The 26,853-nt window shown below is 56.7% G+C and carries 21 protein-coding genes; 13 read left to right on the forward strand and 8 right to left on the reverse strand.

Going from position 1 to position 26,853, the window contains the following annotated elements:
• The coding region (locus ACFE7X_RS18615) for a hypothetical protein (protein ID WP_375437192.1) at positions 1–969 on the forward strand (969 nt) is incomplete at its 5' end.
• Positions 970–1,071: 102 nt separating this feature from the next.
• Here ACFE7X_RS18615 and ACFE7X_RS18620 read toward each other — a convergent pair.
• Both ACFE7X_RS18620 and ACFE7X_RS18625 read right to left on the reverse strand, forming a co-directional pair.
• Complete coding sequence (locus tag ACFE7X_RS18620; protein ID WP_375437193.1) at positions 1,072–1,983, reverse strand: DUF6929 family protein; 912 nt, start codon at positions 1,981–1,983, stop codon at positions 1,072–1,074.
• 102 nt (positions 1,984–2,085) lie between these two features.
• Positions 2,086–4,155 carry an RICIN domain-containing protein gene (locus tag ACFE7X_RS18625; protein WP_375437194.1) on the reverse strand — a complete coding sequence of 690 codons (2,070 nt, stop codon included), beginning with the start codon at positions 4,153–4,155 and terminating at the stop codon, positions 2,086–2,088.
• A 767-nt stretch (positions 4,156–4,922) separates the two neighbouring features.
• Here ACFE7X_RS18625 and ACFE7X_RS18630 point away from each other — a divergent pair.
• Positions 4,923–5,138 (forward strand): DUF2945 domain-containing protein, encoded by a 216-nt coding sequence (locus tag ACFE7X_RS18630; protein ID WP_375437195.1) that lies wholly within the window; start codon positions 4,923–4,925, stop codon positions 5,136–5,138.
• Positions 5,139–5,207: 69 nt separating this feature from the next.
• Here ACFE7X_RS18630 and ACFE7X_RS18635 read toward each other — a convergent pair whose 3' ends face one another.
• Positions 5,208–6,776 (reverse strand): amino acid permease, encoded by a 1,569-nt coding sequence (locus ACFE7X_RS18635; protein ID WP_375437196.1) that lies wholly within the window; start codon positions 6,774–6,776, stop codon positions 5,208–5,210.
• 206 nt (positions 6,777–6,982) lie between these two features.
• Here ACFE7X_RS18635 and ACFE7X_RS18640 point away from each other — a divergent pair, with 206 nt between their 5' ends.
• From ACFE7X_RS18640 to ACFE7X_RS18670, 7 genes are all read left to right on the forward strand, one after another.
• Entirely contained in the window at positions 6,983–7,429 is a 447-nt protein-coding gene (locus ACFE7X_RS18640) for a hypothetical protein (RefSeq protein WP_375437197.1), read from the forward strand.
• A gap of 350 nt (positions 7,430–7,779) precedes the next feature.
• Positions 7,780–9,159: an MBL fold metallo-hydrolase gene (locus tag ACFE7X_RS18645; protein ID WP_375437198.1), complete on the forward strand. Its 1,380-nt coding sequence runs from the start codon at positions 7,780–7,782 to the stop codon at positions 9,157–9,159.
• 117 nt (positions 9,160–9,276) lie between these two features.
• On the forward strand, positions 9,277–10,506 hold the full coding sequence (gene sbcD / locus ACFE7X_RS18650) for an exonuclease subunit SbcD (protein ID WP_375437199.1): 1,230 nt from the start codon (positions 9,277–9,279) through the stop codon (positions 10,504–10,506).
• 220 nt (positions 10,507–10,726) lie between these two features.
• Positions 10,727–11,731 carry an alpha/beta hydrolase fold domain-containing protein gene (locus ACFE7X_RS18655; protein ID WP_375437200.1) on the forward strand — a complete coding sequence of 335 codons (1,005 nt, stop codon included), beginning with the start codon at positions 10,727–10,729 and terminating at the stop codon, positions 11,729–11,731.
• 525 nt (positions 11,732–12,256) lie between these two features.
• Positions 12,257–14,617 (forward strand): TonB-dependent receptor domain-containing protein, encoded by a 2,361-nt coding sequence (locus ACFE7X_RS18660; RefSeq protein ID WP_375437201.1) that lies wholly within the window; start codon positions 12,257–12,259, stop codon positions 14,615–14,617.
• Positions 14,618–14,799: 182 nt separating this feature from the next.
• Positions 14,800–15,417, forward strand: coding sequence for a virulence RhuM family protein (locus ACFE7X_RS18665; RefSeq protein ID WP_375437202.1), 618 nt, complete (start codon positions 14,800–14,802; stop codon positions 15,415–15,417).
• A gap of 5 nt (positions 15,418–15,422) precedes the next feature.
• A complete protein-coding gene (locus tag ACFE7X_RS18670; RefSeq protein ID WP_375437203.1) occupies positions 15,423–15,824 on the forward strand; it encodes a type II toxin-antitoxin system death-on-curing family toxin in 402 nt (133 codons plus the stop codon).
• Here the strand turns inward: ACFE7X_RS18670 and ACFE7X_RS18675 are convergent.
• The 3 genes from ACFE7X_RS18675 to ACFE7X_RS18685 form a co-directional block, all read right to left on the reverse strand.
• Positions 15,750–17,024, reverse strand: coding sequence for a glycoside hydrolase family 2 TIM barrel-domain containing protein (locus ACFE7X_RS18675; RefSeq protein WP_375437204.1), 1,275 nt, complete (start codon positions 17,022–17,024; stop codon positions 15,750–15,752). The two genes, ACFE7X_RS18670 and ACFE7X_RS18675, sit on opposite strands and share 75 nt — an antisense overlap.
• 48 nt (positions 17,025–17,072) lie before the next feature.
• Positions 17,073–17,606, reverse strand: coding sequence for a GNAT family N-acetyltransferase (locus ACFE7X_RS18680; protein WP_375437205.1), 534 nt, complete (start codon positions 17,604–17,606; stop codon positions 17,073–17,075).
• A gap of 287 nt (positions 17,607–17,893) precedes the next feature.
• On the reverse strand, positions 17,894–18,541 hold the full coding sequence (locus tag ACFE7X_RS18685; RefSeq protein ID WP_375437206.1) for a hypothetical protein: 648 nt from the start codon (positions 18,539–18,541) through the stop codon (positions 17,894–17,896).
• Between the two features lie 335 nt (positions 18,542–18,876).
• On the opposite strand from ACFE7X_RS18685, the gene ACFE7X_RS18690 reads away from it, so the two are divergent.
• The 3 genes from ACFE7X_RS18690 (at position 18,877) to ACFE7X_RS18700 (ending at position 24,535) form a co-directional block, all read left to right on the forward strand.
• The gene (locus ACFE7X_RS18690) at positions 18,877–19,722 is read left to right on the forward strand and encodes a phytanoyl-CoA dioxygenase family protein (RefSeq protein ID WP_375437207.1); all 846 of its coding nucleotides are present in this window, start codon (positions 18,877–18,879) and stop codon (positions 19,720–19,722) included.
• A gap of 88 nt (positions 19,723–19,810) precedes the next feature.
• Positions 19,811–20,815: a glycoside hydrolase family 43 protein gene (locus ACFE7X_RS18695; RefSeq protein ID WP_375437208.1), complete on the forward strand. Its 1,005-nt coding sequence runs from the start codon at positions 19,811–19,813 to the stop codon at positions 20,813–20,815.
• Between the two features lie 285 nt (positions 20,816–21,100).
• Positions 21,101–24,535: an AAA family ATPase gene (locus ACFE7X_RS18700; protein ID WP_375437209.1), complete on the forward strand. Its 3,435-nt coding sequence runs from the start codon at positions 21,101–21,103 to the stop codon at positions 24,533–24,535.
• Between the two features lie 13 nt (positions 24,536–24,548).
• Here the strand turns inward: ACFE7X_RS18700 and ACFE7X_RS18705 are convergent, their stop codons facing one another.
• On the reverse strand, positions 24,549–25,607 hold the full coding sequence (locus ACFE7X_RS18705) for a DUF6687 family protein (RefSeq protein WP_375437210.1): 1,059 nt from the start codon (positions 25,605–25,607) through the stop codon (positions 24,549–24,551).
• Positions 25,608–25,692: 85 nt separating this feature from the next.
• Positions 25,693–26,025 (reverse strand): HNH endonuclease, encoded by a 333-nt coding sequence (locus ACFE7X_RS18710; RefSeq protein WP_375437211.1) that lies wholly within the window; start codon positions 26,023–26,025, stop codon positions 25,693–25,695.
• A gap of 243 nt (positions 26,026–26,268) precedes the next feature.
• On the opposite strand from ACFE7X_RS18710, the gene ACFE7X_RS18715 reads away from it, so the two are divergent.
• Complete coding sequence (locus ACFE7X_RS18715; RefSeq protein ID WP_375437212.1) at positions 26,269–26,682, forward strand: hypothetical protein; 414 nt, start codon at positions 26,269–26,271, stop codon at positions 26,680–26,682.
• Positions 26,683–26,853 lie beyond the last annotated feature (171 nt).

Here is a 26,853-nt window from a genome sequence, read left to right on the forward strand (position 1 = left end):
GTGCTGGTTCTACCGAAGCAGTTTCGTACTACTTCCCAAATGCCACTTTGGGGCTGGGTGGTTTTGGTGGTGTTGATTGATGTGGCGCACGTGTACAGCACGCTGTTCCGTACGTACTTCGACCCGGTGCGTCGGCGCCAGTTTCGGCAGTTGCTGTGGCTGGTGCCGCTGGCTTGCTACGCGGCGGGCGTGGCGTTGCACTACGCCGGCAGCTTGCTGTTTTGGCGGGTATTGGCGTATCTGGCGGTTTTTCATTTTATCCGGCAGCAATACGGTTTCCTGCGCTTGTACTCTCGCCACGAGGCACCCACTTCCGTCCGCGTACTTGACAACCTGCTGATTTACTACGCTACGCTCTACCCGTTGCTGTACTGGCATCTTTCCCCACCGCGCAATTTCAACTGGTTTATTGCTGGCGACTTTGTACAGCACGACTTCCCCGCTGGCCGGCTGATAGCTACGGTGATATACGTTGGGTTGATTGGTGCCTACCTATTCAAGGAAGTTCAGATCTGGCGGCGCAACCATACCTTCAACCTACCTCGTAATCTGTTGATGGCTGGTACGTTGGTGTCGTGGTATTTCGGTATCGTGCAGTTCAACGGCGACTTGGCATTCACCCTGCTTAATGTAGTGGCGCACGGCATTCCTTACCTGGCTTTGGTATGGACCACCAGTAAACCTACTTCCACAGCGCATTCTGTCGCCCATGCAGGCTACTGGTGGACGGGCCGCTACGGCTGGTTGTTGTTCTTAGGAGTGTTGTTCGGGCTGGCGTACGCCGAAGAAGGCTTCTGGGACGGCCTCGTGTGGCGCGAGCATGGCACCGTATTCCAAGGATTTCAAAGCCTGCCATCCGTAGCCGGCACTCCGTTGCTGCTGACCCTGCTGGTACCCCTGCTAGCCCTCCCCCAAATGACGCACTACGTACTGGACGGCTTTATCTGGCGACGGGCAAAAGCTAAATGAACCCTACTTGCTAACGTAGGTTGGGGAAGTGTCACGTAGCGGCTTCAGGTTTGTAGCAACCACGCCTCAACTTGGGTTTGCTGAGCGCTGAACAATAGCAGTTTAACCCGCTACTTCTACCAGCACCGCTGTAGAACCGCCCTGGTCGTCGTCGGTGACCAGTAGCAACTCGTAACGCCCGGAGCTTAGTTGGCGGCGCACGGCTACGCTTTCTACTTTGCCTTGATAGGGCTTACCGTCCGGCAATTTCAGATGTGCCAACACCATAGGCCGATTAGCAGGTTGGTCGAGGTCCAGCAGCCCAACGAAGCTACCAAGCACCTCCCCATCTAAGACAGCGTCGGCGGTATCTTCCACGGATGCCGTTACAAACAGCTTGTCTTCAAACGTGCACGCTCCGGAAAAACCAGCGGGCTTGCCTTTGATGGTAGGCAACTGAAAACCTTGCGCTTTCACAGTCGGGGCCTGCGTGGTACGGTGCTGTAAATAGTCGTAGGTGGCAGCCAAGGGCATCCGAAACACCAAGTTGCCCGCTGTCGAGCCCACGGTACGCTGAAACAACAGCAGCTCGGTAGTAGTAGCAGCCGCAGCTTCCAGGTTGAGCGTAACACCAGCCGGCAGCAGTTTGCGCAATTGGGCGTAGAGCCCGCTCAACGTAAGTGGATACACCGTAGCCGCTTCGCCTTGGGAAGCTGAAAAGGGCACCCAGAATCCGTTTTCTCGCGCTGCCGTGGCCCCCGAGCCGCACACCAGCAGCCCCGTTTCGCCGCTAGAGGTGGTGAGCGTGGTGAGGCACTCTAGGTCGGGCTTGATAGCCTTGGCAATGCGACCCGAGCTGAAATGTGCCGTTTCGAAAAGCGTTAAATGCTGACCGGGCCGTAAGTCAGATGCCGTAAAGCGGTACAAATACGGCGAATCATCCCCGATGATGTACACCGTGTCGCCCACAATTTCCACCCCGGACGCCGACGGCAGATTAGGTAGATCAAGCTGACGCAGAATAGTGGCAACCATGGAACGGGCAACTTATTGATGTACTTAGTGAAAGGCTGTTCTCATTTACGGGCCAGCCCGTTGAACGGCCATCAGTCAAGCGTCAAGCCATTCAACGGTTTTCTACTTCACAATCGTGAACTCGACGCGGCGGTTGAGCTTGCGGGTTTCTTCTTTTTCGTTGCTGGCACGCGGGTGGGTGCCGCCATACCCTACTACGCTGATACGGTTTTCGGGTACGCCCCGCATAATTAGGTAGCGCCGCACCTCTCCTACCCTATCCTCGGACAGCTTTTGGTTGAGGTGCGCAGGCCCTTGATTGTCGGTGTGGCCTTCCAGGCGAATGTTGACCGTGGGGTTGTCGGCGAGCGTGCGGGCCAAACGGTTCAGCTCGGCATAGGATGCGGGCAGCAGCGTGAACTTGCCTTGCGCGAAAATCAGGGTGGGCAGCTCCAAACTAGAGCCAACGGCGGCCGGTACCAGCAGCAAATCAAGGGTACGGGACCCCGTCATGCTCACGGTATCGGTGGCGTTCAGGAACGTGGCACTACTACCAAGCACTTGGTAGCGGCCAGGCGGCAGTGTGAACTGATACGACCCCGTTCCTGGCAAACTTCGGGCAGTGGCATTGAAAATCAGATTATTATCTAACCGAACAATCTTGACTTCAGCAGCCAAGGGCTGTCTGGTTTTCGCATTCAGAACCCGGCCAGTAAGCAAGGTCCGGGGGACTACCGCCGGAACGGCAGGCACCACGGGCGCCACAACTACTGGGGCCGTGGAGTCAGGGGGAGATACGGTACGCTGCACGTTGGTAGCCGTACGGAAAATGTCGGCAGGCCCGTTGGCAGTGCGGGCCGACGCATAGTAGGCCTGCTTGCCGTCGGGCGTAAGCGTGAAATAGGCATCGAAGCCGGGCCCGTTGAGTTGATTGCCGAGGTTGCGCGGCTCACTCCACTGAGTCCAGGTTTCATCGAGGCGGGTACTCACGAAAATATCAGCACTGCCGTAGCCAGCGTGGCCGTAGGAGCTGAAATACAAGGTTTTGTTGTCGGGTGCCAGCCAAGGAGCAAACTCGAATCCCGGCGAATTGACCACGCTACCCAAGCTGCGCGGCTCGCTCCATGCACCGTCGGGCGTGGGGGTACTCAAGTATAAGTCGTTGCCCCCTTGCGTGTCACTGCGCTCCAAAGAGAGCAGCAGCACCTTCTTATCGGGGGTCATGAAGAACGTGGTGGACGGGCCTGCTGTGTAATAGTTCTGAATATTGAGTGGTACTGGCCGTACTCCTTTACCCCCAGAGCGAAGAACTTCAGATACGCCTTCGTCGCGGAAGCTACCATCACGCTCATAGGTGCCACGCACCAGCAGCGAGTTGCCTTCCGGCCCTACTATCGCCATTACTCCGTTGTTTTGGGGAGTATTGAGAGCATCAACCCGCGTAGGGGTGCTCCAGGAGCGCCCTTTGTCGTTGGAAACACTCATCCAAGCATCACCCGATTCGGTGTTGCCTTCGGTGTTGGCCGGATAGCGCGTCCGCGACAAATACAGCGCGCTGCCGTCGGGAGACAACACGGGGTGCAGTTCATTGCCGCTCGTGTTGAGCGTGGGCAGTAACTCCGGCGTTCCAAAACCGGGAAGGTTGGGGTCTTCGTTCAAGCGCAACTGAAACAGCCGCCACTGCTGCGTGGCTCGGTTCTGGGGCCGTTGCAACACCGCGGCGGTGCCGTTGAACTTGTCGGCGTTAATAATGGCGGCGCAATTGTTATTGCCTTTCACTACCAATTGCACGCTGCCGAAAGGGCCGCCAGGCTCCATTTTCCACTGCTGATAAAAGCTACCCGTCCACGGCCGCTGCACCAAGGGCGCGTTTTCGTCGGGCTTATCAACGGTCAGGCATTTGCCGCTTTGGCGGTTTTCGATTCGATAGTATTCACCGCCCGGCACCACGCGTACAAAGCGCCACTGCTGAGAAGCAGGATGCGTAAATTCCCATTGCACCACGGCGGCACCGGCTTCCTGCGACCCACCATGTACTTCCAACGAGCGGCCACTGCTGCGCGCCACAATTCCGTACCAGCCGTTTTCATCCAGCACCGGAACGGTAGGCTGCGCCCTCAACGGGCTGTTAGCCAGCAAAGAAATCAGGGAAGTGAACAGGAACAGCAGATCACGAAAACGTAAAGACAGCATGGGCAACTAAACACAAGGTTTAGGTTGCAAGTTAGCCCAAAAGCTAATGTCCAGACACGGAAAGCGCCGCGCTCCTACAAGAGCAGCGCGGCGCCTACCTGTCGTAACAACAGCTTATCCTTGTTTTAGCTATGTATTACTGCGCGTTATGAATGTACTTGAAGCGTACAAAACGGTCGTTTTCGTAGATGGCGGTGAAGTGGCCGCTGCTCTGCATTTTCGTTTCTTGTTTGCGGTCGGGCTTGGTAGTAGCCATAGGTACAGCAGGGTAAGAACCAGGAGTCGTGCCTGGCACGTGTACGATGAAGGAGAGGATCTTAGAGGGCATAACTAGTTTGTTTTCGTTTGGTGTGACTCAGGTTGAAGAAGGCAAAATCTTAGAGCCTAAGAAGCAACTCCAAGACGGAATTTAACTGCAACCGCACTAAATGCACGGTTCATGTTCCAAATGTAACGATATTTCTATTTGATAGAACGATGCTAATGTATATTTTTTCATGAAAAAAATATAATAGTTTATACTAGATATTCAAGCACCAGCTTTCGCCTTTAGTGTCTGGCTCTCATCTTCCTATCAGGTAGCCGCTGCTTGAGCTGTTACTGCTGGTTGCTTACCGCTCAGTGCCTGCTACTTGCGTGATATACGTTGCCAGCCAGCAACTGCGCCATGTATCTTTCCAAGAACCTAAGCAACAACAAAGCAGTAAAGCTGGTTTATAAGCAACACCTTGTTTGCCATCCATTCACTGCTCCTTATTTTCCCTACTATGCGCAAAGGCACTACCGTCAGCTGGAAGTACGGCACGGGTACCGCTACTGGCAAAATCGAAGAAACGCACAAGGAAACCGTCACCCGCAAGCTTAAGGGTTCCGACATCACCCGCCACGGCACTCCCGAAAATCCGGCTTTTGTTATCGTTCAAGAAAACGGCGACCGGGTGATCAAGCTCCAAAGTGAAGTGCAGGACACTTCAAAAAAATAAAAGACTTAAAAAACGCAAAAGACCCTGCTGGCTAACCAGCAGGGTCTTTTTACAAGTTGTCAACGAAGCTTAATCCTTTATGAAAGCTTGCTCTTCCATTTCCCTAGGCACCACCACGATGCCCTGCTGAAGCTTGGAGTTTTTGCGGCCGTAGAGGAAGTACACCACGAAACCGAGCAGCATCCAGAACAGCGCCAGCTTCAAGGTGTCGGCATCCAGGGCCACAATCATGAGCAGGCAAATGGCTGCGCCCAGGAACGGCACCAGCGGGAAAGCGGCCGTGGAAAGCGGCGAGCGGAACGGACGAACCGTGTCGGGGTCGGAGCGGCGCATCAGCCATACCCCAATCGACACCAGCACGAAGGCCAACAGCGTACCGAACGAGGTCAAGTCGCCGGCCAAAGAACCGGGCACAAATCCGGCGAAAGCGCCTACGAACACCAGCAGCGCCAGGTTGGATTTGTAGGGGGTGTTGAATTTGGGGTGCAAGTCCGAGAAAGCCTTCGGCATCAGGCCGTCGTTGGCCATCGAGAAGAACACGCGGCTTTGGCCCATAAGCATCACCAGAATTACCGACGAGAAACCGGCCAGAATAGCCACCGTTACGGCCGTTGAGAGCCACTCGTAGCCGGGCATGTGCTCCTTAATGGCGTAGGTTACGGAAGCTTCGCCGCCTTTGGCGGGGTCGGCAAATTCGCGCCAGTTGGCTACTCCCGTCAGCACGTGCCCGAACAGGATGTAGAGGACCGTGCAGACTGCTAGTGAGCCAAGGATACCAATCGGCATGTCGCGCTTCGGATTTTTAGCTTCCTGAGCGGCCGTACTTACGGCATCAAACCCGATGAAAGCGAAAAACACAATGGCCGCGCCCCCCAGGACGCCGCCCAGCCCGTGCTTGTTCCAGGCCGAATATTCGCGCACTACCGTACCCGCCGCATTGCGAACCGGCTCGGCGTTATCAGGAATCAGGTAAGGCGTGTGGTTGGCGGGGTTGATGAACTGCCAACCGACGGCAATAAAGATCAGCACAATAGCCACCTTCACTACCACAATAACCGCATTGAAGGTTGCCGACTCCTGCGTGCCCTTGATGAGCAGCAAGCTGAGCATGACAATGATAAACAAGGCGGGCAAGTTGATAAGGCCATGCTCTGTTACCCCGTTCACAACGGCACTTTCGAAAGGCGAGTGGCACAGATTATAGGGTATCTGCATCCCAAAGACCTGTAAGAGCTTGTTCAGGTATTCGCTCCAGGCAATGGACACGGTGGCCGCGCCTAGGGCATATTCCATGATGAGGGCCCACCCAATTATCCAGGCGACGAACTCGCCCATGGTGGTGTACGCGTAGGTGTAGGCCGAGCCGGCAATCGGAATCATGGCGGCAAACTCGGCGTAGCAAAGGCCCGCAAAGGCACAGCCGATAGCGGCCACAATGAAAGCCAGCGTTACTCCCGGCCCCGAGGCCTGCGCGGCCGCAGCGGCGGTGCGCACAAACAGGCCGGCCCCAATGATAGCCCCGACGCCGAGCGCTACCAAGTTGCCCGCACCCAGCGTCCGCTGGAGCGTACCGTGGCCGGAAGAGTTGGCTTCACCCAGGAGCTGAGCCAGCGGTTTTTTGGCGAAAATACTTGCCATATAAGTTTAGGAGAAAGGGAAAGGAAGTGAGTTGGTAGTCGAAGCAAAGAAAAGCCGTTTACAAGCAGTTGTCCGGCCCCGAATATAGGCCTTTATTGGATTCGTCCGCTTCCGCTAAGCCATTGTCCTAATCTTGGCACCCGAATTAAACCCAGCCGTGGCCGCGCCCTCTAAGCAGCGTCATCAACTTTAAAGACAACACGACCATGAAAAAGACGCTTGTAATACTTGCTGCCTTCCTGCTTACCGTTGGCGCGGCCTCGGCTCAGTCTTCTGATTTAGCTACGGCCGACCGCGCAGCCCGCACGGGCCAAGGCCGCGGCAACCTAACGCCCGAGCAGCGCGCCGACATGCAAACCCAGCGCCTGACCAAGGAATTGAGCCTCACCGCCGACCAGTCGACGCAGGTTCGCACGATTGCGCTAGCTGAGAATCAGGAAATGCAGGCCCTGCGCACCAAATTCGCTTCCGCCGACTCTCGCCAGGGAGCGGGTCAGGAAATGAAGGTTATCCGCGACAAATATGACGCGCAACTCAAAGCGGTGCTCACCGCCGACCAGCTAACAAAATTCAACCAGATGCGCGACGAGCAACTAGACAAGCGCAAAGAGAAGATGCAGGGCGGTGGCATGAAAAAGAAAGCGAAAGCCTAAGCAACCGCTCAATTCAGTATCGACAAGAGCCCCAGCCACTTTGGTTGGGGCTTTTTTGTGACCGAGCGGTTGCCAGAAGTTGCTTCCGTAGAGCCGTAAGATGTTGCGGCTCTATAAACACACTTGCTTTCTACAACCTGTCCGTAGTATATGCTAGGCTCTTTTTTGTAAGGACTAGCACTGCGCGAGAACTACTATTTCAACCTGCTGCGTTAAAAGCTCTTGCATCTTTTCGAGAATACTTTTCCTTCTACTTTCGGTTTACCTAGAATTCCACTTGCTTATATTTGAGAATATGCGTCCGGCTACGGTTTACCACGCGGTTTCGCATCCACTACATCCCTCACCTCATGAGTCCTCTGCCCAGTAGTACCGCGTCGGTACAAATTCAGCAGTTTTACGATAAAGGCTTAGCGCATGCCAGCTACGCCATCCGCAGCGGCCGCCAAGTAGCTCTCATCGACCCGGCCCGCGACCCCCAACCTTACTACGATTTCGCCGACGAGCACGACGCCCGCATTATTGCCGTCATTGAAACTCATCCGCACGCCGACTTTGTAAGCAGCCACCTCGAAATAGCCGAGGAAACCGGAGCCACCATCTACTGTAGCAAGCTAGTGAAGGCCAGCTACCCCCACCAATCGTTCGACGATGGCGACCGAATAACGCTGGGTAACATGGAGTTGCACGCCATCAATACCCCAGGCCACTCCCCCGACAGCATCTGCATCTTGCTGATAGACGAGTTTGCGCATACCCGCGCCGTGTTCACCGGCGACACCTTGTTTGTGGGCGACGTAGGCCGCCCCGACCTGCGGGAAGCCGACAAAATGGGGGGCCATAATCGCGAAGATCTTGCCGGGCAGCTCTACCATAGCACTCGCCAAAAGTTGATGACGCTGCCTCCCAACACGAAAGTATATCCCGCCCACGGCCCTGGTAGCTTATGTGGCAAAACCACTAGCCCCGAACTCGACAGCACCATTGGCAAGGAAGTGCAAACCAACTACGCTCTGCAACCTATGTCGCAGGCCGAGTTTGTGAAGGTGTTGCTGGAAGATCAGCCCTTTCGGCCCAAGTATTTCGGGCACGATGTGGTGCTGAACAAGCAAGGCGCCCTTCCTTTCGAAGACAGCATCCGGCGGGTGCCGCGCCTGCAACCCGATGCCGACCTCGACCCCAAAGCCCTCATTATCGACACGCGGCCGGCCGAGCAATTTCGGGCGGGCCACCTGCCCGGCGCCATCAACCTCATGGACGGCCCGAAGTTCGAAACTTGGCTTGGCTCGGTGGTAGGCCCCGAGGAAACGTTTTACCTGCTGGCCGATTCGCAAATCGCGCTGGACACGGTGATCCGCAAAACCGCTAAAATCGGCTACGAGCTCAATATCAAAGGCGCCTTGGTAACGCCGCAGCAACTCCCCGTCACGAGCCCCGGCACGGATGTTACGCACGTACGGGAGCGGCCGGGAGATTTCACTATCGTTGACATTCGCAACAGCACTGAAAACCAGCAGCCTATCTTCGAAAACTCGCTGCAAATTCCGTTGCCCGAACTGCGCGAGCGGGCCCACGAAGTACCCACCGACAAACCAGTGCTGGTGCACTGCGCCGGTGGCTACCGCTCAGCGGCGGGTTCCAGTATATTGGATGCAGCGCTGCCAGACAGCGTGCAAGTGCACGATTTAGGCGAAGCCGTTACCACGTTCCAGTCGCAGGAGGTGCACTAGGAGAGTTTCCGCCACGAAAAACACAGAAGCTCGTTGAGGTTATTCTCGACGAGCTTCTGTGTTTTTCGTGGTGCTGCGCTGCGGGAACCGATAACTGACGCATTATCTTTGAAAACTATGCGTGTACTTCATACTGCCGACTGGCACCTCGGCCAGCGCTTTATCAGCGGCCACGAACGCACCGATGAGCACCGCCACTTCCTCGATTGGCTGGTGGAAACGGTGCAAGCGCAGCGCGTGGAAGTGCTGGTAGTAGCCGGCGACATTTTCGATACTGGTTCGCCTTCCAACCAGGCGCTGGAGCTGTATTACTCGTTCCTGCTGAATATGCGCGGCACCAACTGCCGCGACATTGTGGTGGTGGGCGGCAACCACGACTCCCCCGCCACGCTCAACGCCCCGGCCCGGCTGCTGCGCCACCTGCGCGTGCACGTGGTCGGGTGCGTGCCTGACTGCTTCGAGGACCAGGTGCTGGTGCTGGACGATACCACCGGCAAACCCGGCCTCGTGGTGTGCGCCGTGCCGTTCCTGCGCGACCGGGACGTGCGCCTCTCGGTGCCCGGCGAAACGGCCGAGGAGCGCGAAACCCGCATCAAGCAAGGAATTGCCGACCACTACGGCCGTATGGCCGAGGTGGAGCAGGTGTGGCAGCTCAAAGACTTTGGCCTGCCCGTGCTGGCCACTGGCCACCTGTACGCCGCCGGCGCGGCCCCCTCCGATTCCGAGCGGACCATTCACGTCGGCAACCTGGGCCAGATTACGGCCGACCACTTTCCCGAAATCTTTGATTATGTGGCACTCGGGCATTTGCACCGGCCGCAGCGCGTGGGTGGGCGTGAGCATATTCGCTATTCTGGCTCGCCTATTCCACTGTCGTTTTCCGAGGTTGACCATCCTAAGGAAGTGCTGCTGCTAGAGTTTGGGGGCGGGAAATTGCAAACCTTGGAGGCTCTGCCGGTGCCTAGCGCCCGGCGGCTGGTGCGCTTCCACGGCGCGCTCGACGAAGTGATTCTGCTCCTGACCAGCTACGACAACGCCGGCTATGCCCTCCCCGCTTGGGCGGATGTGCAGATTCATTCCGAGCTAACTCAACTGGAAGTAGCGGAAGCATTGCTACGCGTAATTCAGGAGTTGGACCGCAAGCAGCTAGAGGTGCTGGCCCGTCGGCACTTCCGCCTAGTAAAGCTCCGCGCCCTCGGCGACGAACAAGATGCGGAAGCTCCCCTCACCCGCAGCCTCCACGACTTCACGGAACGCGAAGTGTTCGAGCAGCGCCTGGAAGCAGAGCCTGAAGCCAGCCGCACTGAGTTGCTGCGCACCTTCGACGAGTTATTGGAGAGGCTGTAGGCTTATTTGCTGTTCTCTGCGTGGGGAACAAGCTGCACTTCATATCGAAGTAGTTGTAGAATTCTACGACGTTTTTAAGAACGTCTTGCCGCGCTGATTGAAGCATCTCACTCGGTTCGCTGTAGTGTTGAATAAGTCTACTACACTTACACTAGCAAGATGCTTCAATCAGCGCAGCAGGACCGTAAAACCTGCTTTTACGCAGTTTCATCACCCATTTATGGCCACAGATACTATTCGTTTGATACTTGGCAGGCTGGCTGCATTGAGTTGCCTGCTGGCTTGCCAGATTCTGCCGGCCGTGGCCCAGCAACTGCCAGCGCCGCGCGATACATCGTTCACGGTGCATAGCGCCTTCAGCAAAGCCAAGAAGAATTATCCCGATATCAGCGTGGCCAGACCGGCCGTGCCCGCTACTATTCAGGCGAAGACCAACCTGACCTACTGCACCATCGGCAGCCGCAACTTACAACTCGATATTTTTCGACCGAAAGCCAGTCGTAAGAAAGGATATCCGGCCGTATTGCTTATTCACGGCGGCGGCTGGCGTTCCGGCGACCGTTCGCAGCACGTCCCGATGGCCCAGCAACTGGCCGCGAAAGGCTACGTGACGGTAACGGCGGAATACCGGCTTTCCACAGAGGCCATTTACCCGGCCGCCGTTACCGATTTGAAAGCTGCCGTGCGGTGGTTGCGCGCCAATGCGAAGACTTATACCATAGACACCACCAAAATTGCGGTTTGGGGCTTTTCGGCTGGCGGGCAACTAGCCACGCTGCTAGGCACCACCAAAGGCGACAAAACCTTGGAAGGCGACGCCTGCCACCAAAGCCATTCCAGCAGCGTGCAGGCCATTGTGGATGTAGATGGCACATTAGCTTTCATTCACCCCGAATCAGGCGAAGGCGACGACAGCAAAGGCATTTCCGCCGCCACCTACTGGTTTGGCGCCTCCAAAACCGAGAAGCCCGAGTTGTGGCACCAAGCTGGCGCTCTGAACCATGTGACCAGCGAAACGCCGCCCATAGCTTTCATCAACAGCTCGGTGGATAGAATGCACGCGGGCCGGACGGACATGATTAAGAAGCTCGATGCCTTGCGTATCTACCACGAAGAGCATGGGTTTCCGGAGGCGCCGCACACGTTCCCGCTGTTCAATCCGTGGTTTGAGCCCACGCTGAAGTACACCGCGGCGTTTCTCGACAAGGTTTTCAAGGTGAAATAGCTGAGTGAAGACCGCCAATCTGAGTTGCTAGAGTGACTACGGCCTAAACTGAAAACAGAAAACCCACCACAACTAGTTGTGGTGGGTTTTCTGTTTTCAGTTTAGGCCGTAGTCACTCTACATTCTTTCTGCTCTGGCTATCTCTTGAATTCGATGAGTTCGAAGGCTGTCACTACATCAGCACGACCTTACGGCACCAACCCAGGTATGGGGCAACCAGCTTGAAAAAATAACTACTCGGTCTGTAACGTCCGAAGGTTGGCGCGGTATCCACACCTGAATACTGCTTGGCTACCGATTGTGGGTTAGTTAAACCGAAGCGGCCACTGGTACTCGCTACGCTTGGCGGACGCTGCCTCTGGTGGCGAGTTGCAACCCCTTTCCTTGCCACCTATTCTTTCTGATCCTTTGAACTGCAAAATCTCTACTCGCTTTTTATCGTTTGCGGCCGGAATTTTGGTGGCAGGGCTAACTGGACTCGTTGCGCCTGCCAAAGCGCAAACCGCTGGCAATATAACGGGGATCGTGCGCTCTGTAGCAGGCACCGCCATTGACTACGCCACCGTGACGCTGCATCGCGCGGCGGATTCCACGGTGGTAAAAACCGAATTCAGTGACTTTAGCGGCGCTTTTCGTTTCGAGCGGCCAACCGAAGGGCGTTACCGGGTATCGGCAGCGCAGATGGGCTTTGTACGGTACTGGAGTGAGCCGTTTGCCTTGCCTGCGGGCGGTAGCTTGACGCTGCCGGGCATTACGCTGCAACACAGCGCGGCCACGGCGTTGAAAGAAGTGCAGGTAGTCGGCCAGAAACCCTTATTCGAGCGCCTGCCCGACCGCACGGTGGTAAACGTGGAGGGCTCGACGCTGGCGGCCGGTAACACCACCCTCGATGTGCTTTCGCGCGCCCCGGGCGTGACGGTGGATGGCAACGACAACCTAGCGCTGCGGGGCCGGCAGGGTTTGCTGGTGCTCATCGACGGCAAGCGCCAGCCCATGACGGGCGCCGAGCTGGCCGACTACCTACGCGCCCTGCCCGCCGACCAACTCAAGAGCATCGAGCTGATTACCAATCCGCCGGCCAAATATGACGCGCAGGGCAGCGCCGGCATCATTGCCATCAACCTCAAAAAGGACCAACGCCTGGGCACCAACGGCGCCCTGAACGCTAGCTACGGCCGCACGCAATACAACAAGTTTACCACTGGTTTTTCCGGCAACCACCGGCGCAAGAGCCTCAACATCTTCACTTCCGCCAACTACACCCGGCGCAGAGGCTTCGGCATTCGGAATACGTACCGCTACTTCTACGACTCGCTGAACGCCGAGGCTCCCTCGGTGCTGCAAAGCACCAGCGACCAGCGCAACCGCATCCAGTCCAGCGACCATTTCCTGATTTATAAAATTGGCGCTGATCTCAATCTGGCGAAGAAAACGGTGCTTGGCGGGGCCATCAACGGGTTTGCGGTTCCGAATCCGCGTCCGAACGGGACGGGCGTAAATACGAGCACCTTCTACGATGCAGCGGGCCAGATGACGGACTATTACACAGCCTTGAGTAGAACCGAGGGTTTCAACCCCAACGTGGCGGGCAACCTCAGCTTCAAACATACCTTCAGCCATGGCGCAACCGGCAGCCCGGAACTGACGGCCGACGTGGACTACGCCAACTACTACACGCACCGGCTTCAGCGCCAAACCACTTTCTTCGAGCTGTCGGGGCGGCCAACGACTACCCTGACGGGCGACCAGACCGGCGAGCTAATCATCCGGGCCGTGAAGGCCGACTACACGCAGGCTCTCAGTCCCAAAACCAACCTCGAAGCCGGCGCCAAAGCCAGCCAGGTGTCGTCTGATAACGATGTGCTGTTTGAAAATACCGTCAACGAAATAACTACCGTCGACCTCGGCCGCACCAACCGCTTCACGTACGACGAAGTCATCACGGCCGGGTACGTAAACCTGACGCACACCTTCACTAAGCTGAACGTGCAAGCGGGCCTGCGGGGCGAGCAAACGATAATGGAAGGCCGCCAGCAGATAGCCGACAACAACTTCCGGCGCGACTATTACCAGTTGTTTCCGAGCGCCGGCCTAAAGTACACGCTCAACGACCAGCACGAACTATCCACTTCGCTGAGTCGGCGCATCAATCGGCCTTCGTACCGGCAACTTAACCCGTTCCGTTTCGTCATCGACCCCACTACTTCCGGCAAAGGCAACCCCGACCTGCGGCCAGAAACCAGCTACAACGTGGAACTGACGCACACCTTCAAGCAAAAGTTTACCACCGGCCTGAGCTTCAGTGTCACCCAAAACCCCATCACGGACGTGGCGCAGCCCGAAAGTGACACTTCCACTGTGTCGCAGTACGTCAACCTGACCCGGCAGCAGTACGGCGCCCTAACCCTCACGGCTCCCCTGACGCCAGCCAAGTGGTGGAACATCTACAACAACGTGGTGCTGTACTACATCCACTATCAGGGCAGCTTGGTGGGTACGGCCCTCAACCGCGGCCGGGCGGCCTGCTCGTTGAGTAGCAACAGCACCTTCACGTTCGGCAAAGGCTGGAGCGCCGAGCTGAACGGCACGTATGAGTCGCGGCAACGGGTGGGGTTCTTTGTGTTCGAACCGTTTGGCCAGGTCGGCCTGGGCGTGCAGAAGGCCGTGTGGGAAAAGCGAGGCAATGTGAAGCTGGCTGCCACCGACATCTTTTACACTAGCCCGCTGCGGGCCGTATCGCGCTACAACAACTACCAGGAAAACCTTTTCCTGCGCCGGGATTCCCGCGCCGTAACATTGTCGTTGAGTTGGAAGCTGGGCAATGACAACACTACTGCCACCAACCGGCGCAGCGGAGCCGAAGACGAGAAACGCCGGGCTCAGTAAGAAGAGCCTGGTGTTCTTGGTACTGATTGGTGGCGGAGTGTAGGGGATGTTTAATAAAGTCTTACTGTTGAGATACTGAAAATAGCCGCTACTTCGACCGGGCACTTCTTGTTCGGCTACTCATGTCCTCCACCAACAACGTTCTCCTCTACTAGTCACCCGACGGCAACTCCCAGCTCTAGGTGCAACTGCAAAACGAAACCGTCTGGCTGACGCAGGCCCTGATGGCCGACCTGTTTGACGTTTCTCGGCCTAACGTCACTATGCATTTGCGCAACGTCTTCAAGGAAGGTGAATTAGAAGAAATTGCAGTTGGTAAGGAATCCTTACCAACTGCCGCTGACGGTAAAAACTACCGCGTCAAACACTACAACCTCGACGTTATTATTTCGGTCGGCTACCGCGTGAAGTCGTTGCGTGGCACGCATTTCCGGCAGTGGGCGACGCAGGTATTGCGGCAGTATCTGGTGCAGGGCTATGCGCTGAATGAACTGCGCCTGCAAGAAAGTGTCCGTCAACTTGCCGACCTCAAGCGGCTGGTGCAACTACAAAGCGAAGTGGCGACCAGCCAGGAGCTAACCTCCGACCAATCGAATACGCTGCTGCGGGTGCTCAGCGACTACGCCCGCGCCCTCGACGTGCTCGACCAATACGACCACCAGCGCCTACGCGTGCGCGCTACTGCTTCCGACGAGCCTTTTGCGCTGACGTACGAGGCGGGTCTGGAGGCCGTGGAAGGCTTGCGGAAGCAGTTCGGCGGCAGTGCTCTGTTTGGCCGCGAGAAAGACGCCTCGGTTTAAGCTCGGTGCGCGCTATCTACCAAAACTTCGGGGGCGAAGACCTGTACCCAAGCGTGGAAGAAAAAGCGGCCAACCTGCTCTACTTCGTAGTGAAAAATCACTCCTTCTCCGACGGCAACAAGCGCATTGCCGCGTTCCTGTTCGTCTGGTTCCTCGACCGAAACCACTGCCTCTACAAGCCCGACGGCTCCCGCCGCCTCGCCGACAATGCGCTGGTGGCCCTCACCCTGCTCATTGCTGAGAGCAAGCCCGAGGATAAGGACACTATGGTGACGCTGGTGGTAAACCTGATCAACCAGGAGAACTATTTGGCCTCCCGAACAAGCCAGTTGCTACTTCTGCTTCACGAAGAACGGAATATTAGCCGTGGCTACATTGTCGTGGCCGTCGTAGGCATAGACGAATAGGCGGTACGCGCCTTCTTGGGTGGGGGCTTTCAGGGCCGTTTGGGCCTTGGCTCCGGCCGGAACCATACCTGGAATAGCGGTGGGGCGGCTTTCCCGGTCGCCGCCAGACTTCAGATCGGTGCTTTCCGGGAGCAGCTCCCACCGGTACGTAAGCTCGTCTTTGTTGGGGTCGGTGACGGTGGCCGTAACCGGGTAGCTCTGGCCGGGTTGCAGATATACGTTATCCGTGGCCCGTTTGCCATCGAGGCGAAAATCGGTTAGGTGCGGGGCGCGGTTTTGGGGCCACTGCCCGCTCCACAGGTACTGCATCACATCCACCACTTCCGACTCCTTGCCGTCTTCGGTGAAGATGCCGTACCAGGTGGGCGTGCGCTCCTGCTTCTGGCCCCACAGAAACACGTAGGTGCCCAGGCACTGGGTTTTGTCTTTGGCCACCGAAGCTTCGTAGCGACTCTGATATACGGCGGCTTTCTGGCTGCTGGTTTCTTCCACTGAGGCCTTCCAGGGCGTAACGGGGCTTTCCCAGTGGCCAGTAGGGCCCCATTCGGCTACCACGTAGGGGCCGGTCCAGCCGGTGGTGCGCACCTGCTGCGGAATGGCGGCCAGCCCGGCATAAGTGTTGATGCTGAGAATATCCACGGCCGGGCACTTCGCCTTGATGTAGTCGACTTCTTTCTGGTTGAGGCCGGCCAGCACGGTGCTCGTGGGGTGGTTGGGGTCTACTTCGTGGATCATCTGGGCAATCTGCTGCACGGCATCCCAGACTTTGGGGTTGGTATATTCCAGGTTCAGCTCGTTGCCGATGCCCCAAAACAGTACGGCCGGGTCGTCCTTGTACTTCAGGACTTCGGCGCGTACCTTCTGTAGCTGCTCGGCTACGGCCTGCGGGTTGTTGTAATCGAAACCGTGCCGCTCCCGGGCCACATCGAGCCCCAGCATCACGGTAAGGCCGTTTTTGTTGGCCTCCGCCAGCACCTTAGCCGCGCCACCAGTGCCCCAGGTGCGCACCGAGTTGCCGCCGTAAGCTTTGATGCGCTCCGGAAACTGCCCGCCGCCTGCGCCATTAATAAAATACGGTTTACCGCCGCGCAACAGCTCATAGCGGCCATTGGCTTGCTTTACTTCAACCTTGACGGGAGTAGTTTGAGCGTAGGTGACGGTGGTAAGGGCGAACAGGAAGACGAGCAGGCAGGATTTCATGGGGCGGGTAGGTTGGAAAGGAGAGTCAGAACTAATTCTAGCGCGAGTTTAAGTAAACTTATTTCCCTTCTCATACCAGTACCACGCGGCGCCATCAACCTCCGTAAACTCACCCGTGCGCGCCAGCCCAAGTTTTTCCAAAATTCGGCGCGACGCCAGGTTCTCGTGCATCACGGTGGCATTGATAACGGGCAGTTGCAGCACCTCGAACCCGTAACGCAAGCTGGCTTCGGCTGCTTCCGAGGCGTAGCCGCTGCCCCAGTACTGAGCTAGTAGGCGGTAACCGATGTCGTAGTAGTTGGTGTGCCCGTTGGTTACGGCATCATCGACCAGCTTCAGCCCGCACCAGCCAACAAACGCGCCATCGGTCTTACGCTTCACCGCCCAGCGCCCGATACCGTTGCGCTGATACTGCGCCCGGATGTGTTCAACAATGCCCGTAGCCTCGGCCAAGGTGCTGATGGGCGCGTTCGGCACGTAGCGCAATACGTCGGGGTCGGAGTCCAACGCCAGAATGCCGGGCGCGTCGGTTAGTTCGATTTTGCGCAGTAACAGGCGGGGCGTTTCAATGGTTGGCAACATAGCAAACAAGTAGCTTTGTCCACTGGGATTATCTGACTCTGCACGAGTGCAATGATCCTCTTTACTCATCCTTATTCTCAAATTCATAAGGAGCATTAAAGAATCTATCACGTTAATAGCAACACAGACGAAGCAATACATTCATCTGTGTCGCTATTAATATTCTTCTAAGTTGCAGAATATCACTGCCGAAAGAATAAGTAGTAAGCCCGGCAATAGCGGTACTCTTTTCCAGAGCCATTTCTCTGGTTATTCACTTTCGAAGTGCGAAATTTCAACGAGACAATTCACCTCGGCACAACCAATTGGGCCTTGTCAAGGTCGAGCTTTTTATAAGTACGACGCAGGTGCTCATCAGTGGTAATTTTATCGTCTGAGAAATAGGGCTGACCCGCTTTATCGAGGTGCCAGGTACCCAGATAGTGCAACTCGCCAGGTACTATTGTGAACACATATCGTGTGGCTGCTGTGTTAACTGCCCTGACAGCTGTTGAATCGGTTTTGCGAATATTTTCTACTTGCATCTCACCGCCGTACCACTTGCTTTCCGTGTATTCGTAAAGGTGCAATGCATAACGGCCAGGCGGCAGCGCAACACAGAACAAGTTCTGCTTGGCCGACTTGAAAGCGGGTTTTACCTCTAAACGCATCGCCTTTCCTGAAGTAAGATTATACAACCGGACGTATTGGCCGAAGCCGCCGCTACTAAAACCCAATCGCTGCACGCAACTACCATAGATAATACCCTTGTCTTTAGGCATTATTCCACGGTCGGGACCCCAATAGTTTATGGCAGGCAGCAAGCTTTTCAACGGAAGTTGATCCAATGAATCGGCCACTGCCACATCTAACGGAATGGTTGCTGGCGACTGACTAAAGGCTAGTCGAGTGCTTAACAGACAAACGCCTATAAGTGGTAAAATCACTACTTTCATATGATATTAATAGACCCAGAATATTGCTATACCTTGAAGTTTCAGTTCTCCACCTTCAGAAGCAGTTCGCTCATTTTGCTTTTGCAAGCAGCGAAAATAGGAGTTACTTGTTGTTGAAGGACTTTACTTTTAAAAGTACAGTCACAAAGGCTAGCTTTTGTTGCTTACTAGCAAACCAAAACACCACTACTATTTTCATATGCAGGCTGACCTACAATTCTAGTATGCGGCATTTAGCGAAGTAGACCTTGCTAGCAGTTCCAATTTGTGGTACGGCGTATAGGCACGGTGTGAAGTTGAGAGTGCATTAAATAACAATCTAACGGCAAAGAACTATGGAAACAGCGCAGTTAATCAATCCCGCCAAAACCGCCTACGACGTTGCTCAAATCATGGGCGGGCTCTACGGCGACGGTATTATCGGCTTTAAGGGCGCTTTCAGCCGCGAATGGGTGCAGCAGCTCGGCGAGGACATTGCCGGGTTGTACGAAGCGGCGCTTAAGCGGCCGGGCGGCGCGTTAGGCCGCGGCCCCAAACGCCATTACGTCGAAGTTCATCCCGAAGACATCCGTGGCTTCGTGGAGCTGGCCACGCACCCGTGGGTGACAACCGTGTGCGAGGCAGTGCTCGGACCGGACTATAAAATCGTGGAAATCGGCTTCGACGTGCCCAACCCCGGCGCCGTGAATCAGCCCTGGCACCGCGACTTCCCCGCCCCCGACGATACGCTTATTGGCCGCCGACTCAACTCGCTGGCCTTCAATCTCACCACCGTGGACGTAACCGAGGACATGGGTCCGTTCGAAGTAGCTCCCGGCACGCAGTGGGACCTGCCAATTGATTTCGAACATGACATGTTTCCACCCAAAGCCAACAGCCCCCGCTACGAGCAGCGGGCTCAGCGCAAAATGCCCCAGATGGGCGATATTTCGGCCCGCTCGGCCCTGACCATTCACCGCGGCACGGCCAACTATTCCAATAAAGCCCGGCCGGCGCTGGTACTCGGCGTGGATGCGCCCACGGCCAACAACGCCGAGCGCCACGATCTGCAAATCACCCGGGCCTTCTACCAAACGCTACCCGAAGGTCTCAAGCAGCACCTTACCTGCCGGTTAGTTGACGAGTTAGAAATTATCGAGCAGGGCCATACCATCGAGGGGCTGATGATGGGTGAGGCGTAGAAGCCAAACGGCCAGTTCTCCTCAGCCGGGGAGGAGAACTGGCCGTTTGGCCTTACTACCTAGCGCCAATAATTTACTTACTGCGAGCATGCCTCTACCTGACGACCATATTTATCAGGAGGCGCATTTAGCGCCGATGACCGTAGCGGAAATAAACGAGCTAACGAAGAATGCGCGGGCGCTGCCCCCAAGCGGCGACCAAACGCACGTGCTGGTAGATGACGGAGAAGACCCGTGGGTTATTTCGCACCAAAACAAGCTATACTACTGCACCGTTGACCGGTTCAAGCAGAAAATTCTAGTAAGCAAGTTTTCCAACTTAACGGAAATGGCTACTGCCGAATTCGTTGAGGTATGGCCGGGCAACCAAGGGACCACGCCTGATTTTGTGGAGATATGGGCCCCCGAGTTGCAGCTAATTGACGGGAAATGGTACCTCTATTTCGCTCTTTACAACGCTAAAAACGGGGAGGAGCGGCTTTATGCCCTTGCCGGCACCTCCAACGCCCCGCAAGGCGACTACGAGTTCAAAGGCAAGCTCGACGTTCCCACCGACCGCTGGGCCATTGACGGTACGGTACTCGCTACGCCGCACGATGGGCAGCAGTACTTTGTTTGGTCGGGGTGGGAAGGATTTACCAACGTCAGCCAGAATATCTACATCGCCCGCATGAGCGACCCGTGGACTATTGCGTCTGACCGAGTCTGTATTTCCCGGCCCGAATATCACTGGGAAAAACAAGGATACCCTCACGTGAATGAAGGCCCGCAGGTGCTAACCCGCAACGGCCGCATCTTCCTTATTTACTCGGCCAGTGGTAGTTGGACCGATGACTATTGCTTGGGCCAGCTCACTTACCTGGGCGGTGATGTACTAGATCCAGCTTCGTGGCGCAAGGAACCCAAACCGGTATTTTCGAAGACGGATTCCATTTTCGGACCGGGCCATGCTTGCTTCGTTGAAATCAACCAGCAGGACTACATCATCTACCACGCTGCCCGCCGCAGCCAAGCGGGTTGGGCGCGGCAAATTCGAGCGAAACCTTTCACTTGGCACGAGGACAGCTCCCCCAATTTTGGCGTCCCCCAGTAGAGCGAAAGTCTTGTGGCAGTTCAACGAGTCCCTCTAACGCGAAACTAAACCTAACAATACTCCTAGCATTTTACAGTATTTTCGTGGTTTAAAACCATGAGCGACGCTAGGTCAAGCTTTCGTTTGGGTTGGTGAAGCCCGACGTTTGATGGCGTGGGTAGTTCTTGCTTTCTTGCTGCCGATGCTTCGCCCTTGAACGCCGATTTATCTGGTCGTTACGCGAACAGATGCACTATGCTGCGCTTTACATTAATATCCCGATTTCTCCTCTAGTCGGTTATTTTCATGAAAATTCTCCGCGTTAGCTTCTTCAATATCAACTCCTTGCGCGGAGAGCACAGCGTTGATTTCAGCGTGACGCCGCTTTCGGAAGCCGGGTTGTTTGCTATTACGGGAGCTACGGGGGCCGGCAAGACCACCATTCTCGATGCCATTACGCTGGCCCTCTACGGGCAGGTGCCGCGCCACGAAACCAGCGGCCCCGAGCAAGTAATGAGCCACGGCACCGGCGAGAGCTGGGCCGAGGTGGAGTTTGAAGTGAACGGCCAGCAGTACCGCTCGAAGTGGGGCCAATACCGCGCCCGCAAGCGCCCCGAAGGCAAGCTCCAAGACCCGCGCATGGAGCTAAGCGAGCGAAAAGTAGCCGACGACGGCCAGGAAACCTGGCCGTTTCTGGAAACCTACAAGTCGAAGGTGCCGCCGCGGGTGGCAGAACTGAGCGGGCTGGAGTACCGGCAGTTTCTGCGCTCGGTGCTGTTGGCCCAGGGCGACTTCACCAAGTTTCTGAAAGCCACGGCCGGCGAGCGGGCGCAGCTCCTGGAAAAGATTACCGACACCAAGAAGTACTCTGATATTTCGCGAGCCGCCTTCGAGAAAGCCAAGCAGGAAGCGCAGCAAGTGGAAACCCTGCGTACCGGGCTAGCGGGCGTGGTGCTGCTCTCACCCGAGGAAGTGGCCCTTTTAGAAATAGAAATCCGGCAGTTGCAACAGCAGCTCGACGAAACCACCGTTTCCCGGCAAAAGCTTCAGGAAACTCAAACCTGGCTGCGGCGCTTGCAGGAGCTGCGCACGCGCCACCAGGAAAGCCACGCCCGCCAGCTCCAGCTAACGGCCCAAGCCGACACCCTTACCCCCCTGAAGCAGCGCCTCGCGTTACACACCCAAGCGGCCCCCTTTGCCACCGACTGGGCCTTGCTTCGGCAGTCTGATGCGCACATCAGCCGGCTGCGCCAAGAGGCCGAGCAGTTTCGGCAGCGCCTCCCGCAGCTACAGCAGCTCCGCGACACGGCTGCTACCGCTCGCACCACCGCGCAACAAGCCTACGAATCTGCCACCACCACCCGCCAGCAGCAAGAGCCCAAGCTGCGGGAAGCCGAGCTGCTAGATAATTCGATGCGCGCAGCCAACAAGCAGCTACAACTGGCAAAAGAAGAATACGAGCAAAAAAACGAGCTTTGTAAGTCGTTGAAAGCCACGGCCGAACAAGCCGCTACCCGCACTCGCGCCCTGCACGAGCAGGTGCGCGAGCTAACTAAGTGGCTGGAACTGAACGCCAACGTAAGCGAGCTAAACGAGACGCTACCCGACCTTTCGGCCAGCTTGCAGCAGTGGGAGCATCTGAAAGCGGAAGTCGGCCAGTTACGCCAGCGCCTCTACGAAGCTCGCCAGCGCCAACAGCAAGCCACCGAGGCGGCTACCCGGCATCAGCAGGTTGCCGCTGAGGCCCGCCACCACCTACAAACCCTCACTACCCGCCAGCAAACCACCCTCGACACCCGCAATGCCTGGCTGCACCGCCTGCGCTACCACGTGGCTAGCTTGGTGCGCGAGCAGGAAAAAGAACAGCAGCATTGGGACGATCTGCGCCGCAGCCTTCAAATGCAGCAGTTGATTTTGTCGCACACCGATACGCGGCAACTCCTGGAGCTTGGCCAGCCGTGCCCGGTATGCGGGGCCACCGAACACCCGTACCTAGCGGGTGTGCTCGGCGTGAGCGAAGATTCCTTTCAACACGACCGGCAACGCGAGGAAGAGATGAGCCAGCGGGTGCGGGCCTTAGGCACGCGCTTCAATCGCCTCAACACCTACGTTACCATGCTGGAGCAAGCCGGCTCCGAGCCAGCGGAAGTGCCAGCAGCTACCATTCAGCTCTTGCCCGAATCGGGGGAGAAGATGGCGGCCGAAGAAGTGAAAGCCGTGGTGCAGGAGTTGAAGGACCTGCGCGACCAACACAATGCCACCAACCAGCACCTCTTGCAGGCTACCACCGAGCAGGAAGCAGCCACGCGCCAGCAGCAAGAGTACGCGCAGGTGGTATTAAAGCTGGAAACAGAACTAACTGATGCCGAGGAACGTGGCCCAGCGGCCCGAATGATGATTCAAAGTCAGCTCGAAAACTTCGGCATGGTCTTCACCGAGGAAAACGGCCGCGCCCTGATGGAGCAAGCCCGCCTACGCATTCTGGAGTTTACCGATAAGCAACAGCAGCGCGACAAAGCCACCAACGAGTTGAGCGGCGTAAGTGTAACCGCGAGTGAAACCGAGCGGCAGAAAACCGAGTTAGACGCTTGGCTGCGCGCCCGTAAGCAAACTGTGCTCGACCAGTACAATGCCATTCAGGCGCAAGAGCGCCAGCGGCAGGAGCTTTTTGCCGGCCCCAACGTAGCCCAGGCGCGCGAGCAGCTAGAAGAAGCGGTGCGCCAAACGGAAACCCGGCGGCAACAGGCCGAGCAGGCGCTTCAGCAGCACGAAACTGCGTTAGCGCTGGCAACCACCCAGCAGCAGCAGCGAGAGCAAGACGCTCAGTTGCAGCAGCAGCTTCGGGAGCAACAGCACACCACGCTTACGGCCGCCCTCACCGTTGCTGGCCTCACTCCGGATCCTACCGCCCTCACGGCCCTGCTCCTCCCCGACCCGGAAGTACGCCGCCTCGCCGACCAACTCCAACGGCACGAGCAGGCGCTGGCCGTCATCCAGCAGACCCTCACCGACTTGGCGCAGCAGCTCCACCAAGAGCAAGCCCGCGCCCTCACCGAGGAGCCCTTGGAGTTTATAGAACAGCAGCTAACCGCCAGCAACCAGCAGTTAGCCGCCCTCAATCAGCAACTAGGCCAGCGGCAACAGCGCCTGCACGACCACCGCAGCGGCCAGGAACGCCACGCTGCCCTGGCAGAGCAGCTTTCAACTCAGGAGCAAGAAGCTCGGCGCTGGCGCCAACTCGCCGAAGTCATCGGCTCCGCCGACGGCAAGAAGTTCAGCGAATTCGCCCAAGGATTGACCCTTGCCCGCCTCACTGACCTCGCTAACCGCCACTTGCACCGCCTCACCGACCGATACCGCATTCTGCGCAACCCGCAAGAACACCTGGATTTGCTTATCGTTGATGAGTACCAGGGGAGCAGCAGCCGCAGCATGAATTCGTTGTCAGGAGGGGAGAGTTTCTTGGTGAGCTTGGCCCTGGCCCTGGGACTATCTGAGTTGGCCAGCCACCGCACCCAAATTGATACGCTCTTCATTGATGAAGGCTTCGGCACTCTCGACCCAGATGCCCTGGACGTCGCCCTTTCCGCGCTCGAAACCTTGCAGGGCACCGGCAAAACCATTGGCATCATTTCTCACGTCGAGGCGCTAAAGGAGCGCGTCAGCACCCAAATCAATGTGTGCAAAGGCGTCGGCGGCATCAGCTCGTTGCAGATTGTGGGCTTCGGCGGGGAAGTGTAGCGCGCAGTTTTCGCTATTGTCCAGCCGCTTTTATTTCTGCCCAGGTCCAGTACCGTTTTGCTTGAATAGCAGCGTATTTCTTTTGAAAAAAAGCGACTACCAGTTGCTCTAGCTCTCCCGGCGCAATAGAAGAAGCGTGAATAGGCCGCTGATCAGGATCGGCGTAGCGCTGCGCTTTACCAAGGCTTTTACCGGCCAGGCGTAGCAACGGGCCGGTATCCGTTACGCCGTCGAAGGTCCAGCGGTGCGGGGCTCGTTCCCGCGCGTCAAGCTGGGCGGCCAAGGCATCGAGCGGCACGCGGGGCAGCGTCGGACGGCTTTCAAGGTCCACCCAAGTGGTGTACTTATACTCGAATTCGTAGCGCTGCCCATCATAGATTCCCAACACCATGTCAAAGCCAGCCGTGGGTCCGAACAGTGCATAATACGGCAGTGGCGCCGGCGCCCGCACCACCACCAGCCCAATTGCCGGATAGCGGGTAATCGTGGCATCTGGGCCTTGTAGCACAGCGGTGGCCAGTTGAACCCGCTCGTACTCTGGCTCCCACACTGCGCGCGCTGCTTCGGGGTTCTCCACTACCTCCTGAAAGCGGGGCAAAAACCATTCGAATTTCTCTGCCGAAGCCTCGTCTTCGCGGCGGCGCAGCGCAGGCGCCCCGAACGGCACATAAAACAACTCTTTTTCCTTGGCATTGAGCCAGCATACCAGTTGCAGAGCATGGCGAGCGTAAGGGCTCTGCCAATCCAGCTCCCGAAAGTCGCCGAGGGTGGCGGTGAGGCGGAGCAGTTGTTCGTGGCGCAAGGCGAGTTCCGGGTTCAGCAAGCTCCACACGCCCACGAAACCGTCTACATCGAAATGATTGGCCGTAACCGCCGTAGCTGCCATTCCGGGCGTGTGGGGCGCGTGCAGAGCCCGTAGCACGGAACCAGCACTGGTATCGTCGCGCAACAACTCCGGTGTGGCAGCCCCGCGCCAATGCGCCAACGTGAGGACGGCACCTAAGCCCACGCTGTCTACTACAATGGTGGGCTGTTGGCGGAGCTGTTGAAAAGAAACGAAGCGTTTTTGCAAAGCGAAGTGCTTGAGAACAGACAGGTGATTGGCCAGCAAAACTAAGCCCGCAGATCAGAATTGAAACTCTTCCCTACTCTTGAAATCACTTGCTCCCCCGCCGATTGGAAATTCGCTCTACGCGGCTGCGGCGAATCCAGTGCAGATACTTCTGCAATTTCTCGGCGCTGCGTAGCGCTTCAATAGTGTGGTACTGGCGAGCTAGTTCTTTGTTGTCGAGCAGTAGGTGCACGCTGCTGTGGCAGGGTTGGCAAAGATCGGCGGTAGGACCGTGCCGGCCGCCCTCCTCACGCGGCACCAAGTGGTGCCGCGACAATTGCTGCACCTCCCGCTCGCACAAAGCGCAACAGTTGCCAGTAAGCGGAGCCGCAGATGCAGCAAGTTCGGGCCGGAAACCAGAAATTAAACGACGCGGCATAAAACGATGATAATTAGCTCCTTGAAAACATCTGCACTCCCCGCAGTAGTTTCCCGGCGGCAGATAAAAAACAGCCGCAATAGCATCAGTGAAGTCGAAATACTTCTATATTTGGTTGGACTCAAATGGTTTAGCAGAATAACGTCTTATTTTTTTCACTTTTCTGTTCTTTTTTTGCCTTCTCACTTTACCGTTTTACTTATGGGCGTTTCTACTCTTGTTTTTCCTCATCGTTTCATCTCTTTGCTACGGATTGTTGGGTTGGGGCTAGCGCTGATGCTACTGGCCCCAACGGCTTCGCAAGCGCAAACCTGGATGGTATCCACGGATGCTTTCATGAAGCTGGGCGTTATGGATAAGTTTGGCTCGCTAGGTACTTACTCCGCTAAGTTTGTCGTCACCAATACCACCAACGGCAAAGCATACATCCTGGTGAAAGAGGTGGCCAATGGCCAAAACGGCATTGACGTAATTTTTCCCTCCGAGCCGTCTGAGCCCGATTACTTTAAAGCGGACACAGGGGAAGCAGCCCGCGCCCTGCCGGGCGCTTATACCTGGGAGTGTCAGGTGGGAGGCAAAAAAGTGGTCGGGGGGAAATTCTCGTTTCCCGAAACAGCCAACGACATCACTACCATAGTGGTTGATAAAAAGAAATAATTCAACACGTATACTCTAAACTGGCCCGATGCGCACGCATCGGGCCTTTTTGCGGTAAGGCTTATCGGTTTCGGAACGTGAGGGCGCGGGTTTCGTATGAAGCGCACAGCCCGGCTGCTATTTCGTCAACAAAAAATTTCAGATGAAGTCGTGAAATTCTTTTGTGACGAC

The sequence above is a fragment of the uncultured Hymenobacter sp. genome (assembly GCF_964242765.1).
Classification (GTDB): domain Bacteria; phylum Bacteroidota; class Bacteroidia; order Cytophagales; family Hymenobacteraceae; genus Hymenobacter.